This window comes from Actinomadura montaniterrae (assembly GCF_008923365.1).
GTDB lineage: Bacteria > Actinomycetota > Actinomycetes > Streptosporangiales > Streptosporangiaceae > Spirillospora > Spirillospora montaniterrae.
Genome location: NZ_WBMR01000358.1, coordinates 1 through 6,800, shown reverse-complemented (window position 1 = coordinate 6,800; position 6,800 = coordinate 1). Strand labels below are relative to the sequence as shown.

Below are 6,800 nucleotides of genomic sequence, written 5' to 3'. Positions count from 1 at the left end.
ACGGGCTCCGGGCGCGCCTTCGTCGGCGACGGCACCGGCCGCGCCTTCGTCGGGGACGCCGTCGGCTTCGGCGTGGTGTGCGGCGCGACGGGGCGCGGGCTCGCGGACCGCACGCCGGGCGGGGTGCCCGGCCGCGCCTTCTTCGGCGGGACCGGCTCCGGGGTGCGGGTCGACGGCCGCGGCGATGCGCAGGGCCGTCCCGGCGCCTTCGGCGGGACCGGCGCGGGCGTCGCGGTGTGCGCCAGCGCGTTCCGCTCCGAGACCGTCCTGACCTGCGGTGACGAGCCGGAGTCGGCCGCCGCCCAGACTCCGGCGGCGAGCGCGCCCGCGCCCAGCACGCCGGCCAGCGCGAGCATCGGCCCGCGGCGGATGCGACCCTTGTCGATCATGTTGCTCCTCGGGGGGACGGTGTCCGTACACCCTTGAGAACCCCCGCCGGGGGCCGCCGGGTTGTCATGGAGCCCGGCGAATTCTCCCCGCCGCCGCGACGGGCCCCCGGCGCCCCGCCCGGTCCGGCGCCGCCCCTAGGGGTGGCCGGCGGCGGCGAGCGCGTCGGGCAGCAGCCCGGCCAGCGCCCGGAACGCCTTGCCCCGGTGGCTGATCGCGTCCTTCTCCTCCGGCGCCATCTCCGCGGTGGTGCGGGTCTCGCCGTCGGGCAGGAACACCGGGTCGTAGCCGAAGCCGCCGGTGCCGCGCGGCGCCCGGACGATGGTCCCGCGCATCCGGCCCTCGACGGTGTGCTCGACCGCGCCCCGGTCGCCGTGCGCCGGGACGACCAGCGCCGCCGCGCACACGAACGCGGCACCGCGCAGGCCGTCGGCGACGTCGCCGAGCTGGTCGAGGACGAGCCGCAGGTTCGCGGCGTCCTTGTCGCCGGTGGCGTCGCCGAACCGTCCCGACCAGCGGGCCGACAGCACGCCCGGCATGCCGTTCAGCGCGTCCACGCACAGCCCCGAGTCGTCGGCGACGGCGGGCAGGCCGGTGTGCGCGGCGATCGCGCGGGCCTTCAGCAGCGCGTTGCCCTCGAAGGTCAGCTCGGTCTCCGGCACCTCGGGGGCGTCCGGGAACTCGGCGAGGCCCGCCACGTCGATGCCGCCGAGGATCCGCTCCAGTTCGGCGATCTTGCCCGCGTTGCGGGTCGCCAGCACGATCCGCGTCACCGGGCGAGCGCTTCCTTCTGCAGCCGGGTCAGCTCGGCGCAGCCGCCCGCGGCGAGGTCGAGCAGCGCGTCCAGCTCGGCGCGGTCGAACGGGGCGCCCTCGGCGGTGCCCTGCACCTCGACGAACCTCCCGTCGCCGGTGCACACCACGTTCATGTCGGTGCCGGCGGCCGAGTCCTCCTCGTAGCACAGGTCGAGCCGCGCCTCCCCCGCGACGACGCCGACGCTGACCGCCGCGACCGAGGTGACCAGCGGGTTCCCGCGCAGCAGCTTGCGCTCGCGCATCCACGACACCGCGTCGGCGAGCGCGACGTACGCGCCGGTGATCGCGGCGGTGCGGGTGCCGCCGTCGGCCTGCAGCACGTCGCAGTCCAGCTGGACGGTGTTCTCGCCGAGCGCCTTGAAGTCCAGGCAGGCCCGGACGGACCGGCCGATCAGCCGGGAGATCTCGTGGGTGCGGCCGCCGACCCGGCCCTTGATCGACTCGCGGTCGTTGCGGGTGTTGGTGGCGCGCGGCAGCATCGCGTACTCGGCGGTGACCCAGCCGAGCCCGGAGTCGCGCCGCCAGCGGGGCACCGAGTCCTGCACGGACGCCGCGCACAGCACCCGGGTCCGGCCGAACTCGACGAGCACCGACCCCTCCGCGTGGTCGAGCCATCCGCGCTGGATGCGGACGGGACGGAGCTGGTCGGATGCGCGATCATCGGGGCGTGCCATGCGCACCACCCTAGTGCCCGCCGGATGCGGTCACAGCTCGTAGGAGGCGCCCACCCGGGCCAGCTCGATGTCGCCGCCGTACCCGCTCGTCCTGGCCTCCTTCAGGGAGGTGTCCTGGTCGTTCCACGGCACCAGATGGGTGAGGACGAGCCGTCCGACGTCGGCGCGGGCGGCGTGCTCGCCCGCCTCCCGCGCGGTCAGGTGCAGCTCGGACGGCAGGTCCGGGCCCTCCAGGAACGACGCCTCGCACAGGAACAGGTCGGCGCCCCGCGCCAGCTCCACGAGCGTGTCGGACACCCCCGTGTCGCCGGAGTACGCCAGAGCGCGGCCGTCGTGCTCGATGCGGAACGCGTACGCCTCCACCGGATGCGGCATCAGCGCGGTCGTCACCCGGAACGGGCCGATCTCGTACGGGCCGCGGCGCAGCACGTGGAAGTCGAACGTCTCGCACATCCCCGGCTCGGGTTCGAGGTCGTACGCCTTCGCCATCCGCACCGCGGTCCCCTCGGGGCCGTGCACCGGCAGCCGCGGCTGCGGGCCGTCCGGATGGTAGGTGCGCGCCACCCAGAAGCCGCACAGGTCCAGGCAGTGGTCGGCGTGCAGGTGCGAGATGCACACCGCGTCGATCTCCTGCAACGAGCGGAAGCGCTGCAGGGACCCGAGCGCGCCGTTGCCGAGATCGAGCACCAGCGCGAAGCCGTCCGCCTCGATCAGGTAGCTGGACGCGGGGCTGTCCGGCCCCGGGAAACTGCCGGAGCAGCCGATCACTGTGACCCGCACGCTCACTCCTCCTCTTGTGTCCCCGAGGAATCAGGTGGTCAGAGCCTTGTTCAGGACCGGCTCGGACGCGGTCTCCACCGCGTCGATCTCCGGCCCGAGGAAGCGCCGGCCGAGCTCGGCGAACACGCCGGGGTCACCGGTCGCGCGGAACCGGTGCCGTGGCCGGGGCGTCCCCTCGTCGCGGGCCAGCCCCTGGTCGTGCAGCACTCGATACACGTCCTTGGCGGTCTCGTCGGCGCTTGACACCAGTGTGACCCCGTCGCCGACGACATACGAGATGACGCCGGTCAGCAGTGGGTAATGCGTGCAGCCGAGGATGAGGGTGTCGCAGCCCGCGTCCACGATCGGCCGCAGGTACCCGCGCGCCGCGTCCAGCAGGTCCGGGCCCATCGTCACGCCCGCCTCGACGAACTCGACGAAGCGCGGGCACGCGGCGCTGACCAGCTCGATGTGCGGGGCGGCGGCGAACGCGTCGTCGTAGGCGCGGCTGGTGACGGTGGCGTTCGTCGCGATCAGCCCGACCCGCCCGTTGGAGGTGGCGCGGGCCGCGCGCCGGGTCGCCGGGTTGATCACCTCGACGACCGGGACGTCGTAGCGCTCGCGGGCGTCGCGCAGCATCGCCGAGCTGGCGCTGTTGCAGGCGATCACCAGCATCTTCACGCCCTCGTCGACGAGCCGGTCCAGCATCTCCAGCGCGAACGCGCGGACCTCGGCGATGGGGCGCGGCCCGTACGGCTGGCGGGCCGAGTCGCCGAGGTAGACGATCGGCTCGTTCGGCAGCTGGTCGAGGATCGCGCGGGCCACGGTGAGGCCCCCGAACCCGCTGTCGAAGATCCCGATCGGAAGGTCCGACCGGCCACCGGAAGAGAGGTCCATCGCGTCGAGGTCGCCGGTCGCTGACATGGTCCTACAGGCTAGGCGACTTACCCCCGTACAGGTGCGTCATGCGTTGGACATCACACCGTCATCCGTTGGAAAACGCTCCAGTTCACGGGATGCGCGCGTGATCCCGTCGCCGGGCGCGCGAAACGCCGGTCCAGCGTGTCACTCCGGTCACTTCCTGACGCCGATGCCGACCCGGGCGATCTGCCGGCTCTGCGCGACGAGGCGTCCGGTGGAGTCCCACACCTCGACCTCCTCGTCGAACCAGCCGTCCGACAGCAGCCGCCCGGTGCCGTGCACGGCGAGCCAGCCGGGCGCGGGGACGGCCCGCATGTGCCAGGTGAGCTCGACGGTCGGCGCCCAGCCCTTGGAGCCGAGGTTCAGCGCGACGGGCGGCAGCGCGTCGACGGTGAGGGCGAGGGAGACGGCGTCCGGGCCGTAGCCGTCGCGGAGCCGGAACCAGGCGCGGATCTCGGGACGGCCGCTCGGCGTGCCGTCCAGCCAGCCCATCGTGGAGCGGTCGAAGCGCATGTCGACCTGCCCGGCGAAGCCCTCGGCCCCCTCGTCCGGCAGCATGCTGGTGCACTCCTCCAGCGGCGGGACGGGAACGGCGGGCGCGGGGCCGGCGAACACGGGCTCGGCGGCGGCGCCGAGCGTGCCGGTGGTGATCAGCGCCTCCACCACGGGACGCCCGTCCTGGACGAGGCCGACGAGCGAGGTCGCGGCGGTGCGGCCGGCCTTGCGGGTGTCGACGACCAGTTCCGCGCGGCCGGGCTTGGCGGGCCGCAGGAACGTCGCCGCGGTGGAGATGGGGTGCTCGTGCGGGGAGGCGTCGACGGCGGCGCGGTCCAGGACGGCCATCAGGTAGCCGCCGTTCAGCGCCTCGGCGAAGCCGAAGTCGCCGTCCAGGTCGGCCTCGTACCGGCCGTCGCCGATCCGCTTCACCGCGGTGGCCGCCTCGAACCCGCTCATCCGTCATCTCCCGGGGCGTCCGGCGGGCGTCCACCCGGCCGGCACGGTTCTAGAATCACGTTCGAGTATGAACTGTACCGCGCCGGCCGGGAGCGGCGCCGTGGCCGGGATCACGCCGCCCCGCCTTGGCCCGGAAGCGGGCCCCGTGGAGCGTCAGGCCCAGAGCTGGCCTTCGAGGCGCGCCTCGGCCTCCTCGAGGGTGCCGCCGTACGCGCCCGTGGACAGGTACTTCCAGCCGCCGTCGGCGACGATGAACACGATGTCGGCGCGCTCGCCCGCCTTCACCGCCTTGTTCGCCATGCCGATCGCGGCGTGCAGCGCGCCGCCGGTGGAGATCCCCGCGAAGATGCCCTCCTGCTCCAGCAGCTCGCGGGTGCGGCGCAGCGCGTCCCGCGACCCGACCGAGAACCGGGTCGTCAGGACCGAGTCGTCGTACAGCTCCGGGATGAAGCCCTCGTCGATGTTGCGCAGCCCGTACACCAGCTCGCCGTACCGCGGCTCCGCCGCGACGATCTTCACGCCGGGCACCTGCTCGCGCAGGTACCGGCCGACGCCCATCAGCGTGCCGGTGGTGCCGAGGCCCGCGACGAAGTGCGTCACCGACGGCAGGTCCGCGAGGATCTCCGGGCCCGTCGTCTCGTAGTGCGCCTGCGCGTTGGCCTCGTTCCCGTACTGGTACAGCATCACCCAGTCGGGGTTCTCGGCCGCCAGGCCCTTCGCCACCCGGACGGCCTCGTTCGACCCGCCCGCGGCGGGCGAGGAGATGATCTCCGCCCCCCACATCTCCAGCAGCTGGCGGCGCTCCGCCGAGGTGTTCTCCGGCATCACGCACACCATCCGGTAGCCGCGCAGCTTGGCGACCATGGCGAGGGAGATGCCGGTGTTCCCGGACGTCGGCTCCAGGATCGTGCAGCCCGGCGTCAGCAGCCCGTCCTTCTCCGCCTTCTCGATCATGTAGAAGGCGGGACGGTCCTTCACCGACCCGGTCGGGTTGCGGTCCTCGAGCTTCGCCCAGAGCCGGACGTCCTCGGCCGGCGACAGCCGCGGCAGCCCGACCAGCGGGGTGCCGCCGAGCGAGTCCAGCAGCGAGTCGAATCGCATGTGCGCTCGTCCCCGGCCCGGCTCAGCCGCCCGCGACGGCCGGCAGGATCGTCACGCCGTCGCCGTCGGAGACCTCGGTCTCCAGCCCGCCGAGGAACCGGACGTCCTCGTCGTTGAGGTAGACGTTGACGAACTTGCGCAGGCCCTTGTCGTCCACCAGCCGGTCGCGCAGGCCGGGGTGGCGGGTGTCCAGGTCGGCGAACAGCTCGTCGAGCGTGCCGCCCTTGCCCTCGACGGCCTTGGCGCCGTCGGTGAGGTTGCGCAGGATCGTCGGGATCCGGACCTCGATCGCCATCGCGATGATCTCCTTTGGTCGTACGGGGCTCCCCGCCCTCTGCGTCACAACCGGGCGGGCAGCGGGGGAATTCCGGGCAGGATCAGCGCGTCGGCGAACAGTCGTAGACGACCTCGGCGCGCGAATGCCCGAACAGGAAGCTCTGTACGGGTGGCACCGCGAAGCACGGGACGCGGCGCCGCACGCCCGTCACGTCCCCGCTCGTCCACATGTCGACCAGTTTACCGGCCGCGTCCCGCCCGCTCCCCGCCGCCATCGGCCCGGCGATCCCGGCGATCAGGCGTCGTAGGTGTCGACGACGCGGACCTCTTCCTCGGTCACCTCGCCGTCCACGATCCGGTACGACCGGAACTCCTCGGTGTCCTCGTCGCGGGTGGACACCAGCACGTAGTGCGCGTTCGGCTCCGACGCGTAGGAGATGTCGGTGCGGGACGGGTACGCCTCCGTCGCGGTGTGCGAGTGGTAGATCACCACCGGCTCCTCGTCGCGGTCGTCCATCTCCCGCCACAGCTTCAGCTGCTCCTGCGAGTCGAACCGGTAGAACGTCGGGGACCGCTCGGCGTTGGTCATCGCGACGTACCGGACGGGCCGGTCCGACCCGATCGGGCCGGCGATGATGCCGCACGCCTCGTCCGGATGGTCGGCGCGCGCATGCGCGACGATCTTCTCGACCAGGGCACGCTCGATCGTCAGCATGCCCCGAAGGCTACCGCCCCCGCCGCCGCGCCCCTCACCCGTGGTCCAGGCGGATGTGCATCCGCACGCGGGTGCCGTGGGCGCCGGTCCTGATCTGCACGATGTGGCAGAGCCGGCGCACCGCCCACATCGCGCCGTCGGCGCCCCGCCCGGCCGGCGCGCCCGGCGCCGCCTGCCCGGCGGACGGCGGCGGGCCGG

9 protein-coding genes and 1 pseudogene are annotated in these 6,800 nt (G+C 73.5%); all 10 read right to left on the bottom strand.

Features of this window, described 5'->3' with window-relative positions:
- Positions 1-389, bottom strand: a pseudogene (locus tag F9B16_RS48375) (hypothetical protein); the annotation flags it as partial.
- Between the two features lie 135 nt (positions 390-524).
- On the bottom strand, positions 525-1,160 hold the full coding sequence (gene rdgB / locus F9B16_RS48370; RefSeq protein WP_151547009.1) for an RdgB/HAM1 family non-canonical purine NTP pyrophosphatase: 636 nt from the start codon (positions 1,158-1,160) through the stop codon (positions 525-527).
- On the bottom strand, positions 1,157-1,876 hold the full coding sequence (gene rph / locus F9B16_RS48365; RefSeq protein ID WP_151547008.1) for a ribonuclease PH: 720 nt from the start codon (positions 1,874-1,876) through the stop codon (positions 1,157-1,159). Before rph ends, rdgB begins: the two co-directional genes overlap by 4 nt.
- A gap of 30 nt (positions 1,877-1,906) precedes the next feature.
- On the bottom strand, positions 1,907-2,656 hold the full coding sequence (locus F9B16_RS48360) for an MBL fold metallo-hydrolase (protein ID WP_151547007.1): 750 nt from the start codon (positions 2,654-2,656) through the stop codon (positions 1,907-1,909).
- A 30-nt stretch (positions 2,657-2,686) separates the two neighbouring features.
- The gene (gene murI / locus F9B16_RS48355; RefSeq protein WP_225992630.1) at positions 2,687-3,559 is read right to left on the bottom strand and encodes a glutamate racemase; all 873 of its coding nucleotides are present in this window, start codon (positions 3,557-3,559) and stop codon (positions 2,687-2,689) included.
- Positions 3,560-3,709: 150 nt separating this feature from the next.
- Positions 3,710-4,510, bottom strand: a complete 801-nt coding sequence (locus F9B16_RS48350; RefSeq protein WP_151547006.1) for a thioesterase family protein — start codon at positions 4,508-4,510, stop codon at positions 3,710-3,712.
- 153 nt (positions 4,511-4,663) lie between these two features.
- Positions 4,664-5,611 (bottom strand): PLP-dependent cysteine synthase family protein, encoded by a 948-nt coding sequence (locus tag F9B16_RS48345; protein WP_151547005.1) that lies wholly within the window; start codon positions 5,609-5,611, stop codon positions 4,664-4,666.
- A 22-nt stretch (positions 5,612-5,633) separates the two neighbouring features.
- The gene (locus F9B16_RS48340) at positions 5,634-5,906 is read right to left on the bottom strand and encodes a MoaD/ThiS family protein (RefSeq protein WP_151547004.1); all 273 of its coding nucleotides are present in this window, start codon (positions 5,904-5,906) and stop codon (positions 5,634-5,636) included.
- Between the two features lie 82 nt (positions 5,907-5,988).
- Entirely contained in the window at positions 5,989-6,117 is a 129-nt protein-coding gene (locus F9B16_RS53810; protein WP_264159874.1) for a hypothetical protein, read from the bottom strand.
- Between the two features lie 65 nt (positions 6,118-6,182).
- Entirely contained in the window at positions 6,183-6,602 is a 420-nt protein-coding gene (locus F9B16_RS48335) for a Mov34/MPN/PAD-1 family protein (protein WP_151547003.1), read from the bottom strand.
- Between the last annotated feature and the right edge of the window lie 198 nt (positions 6,603-6,800).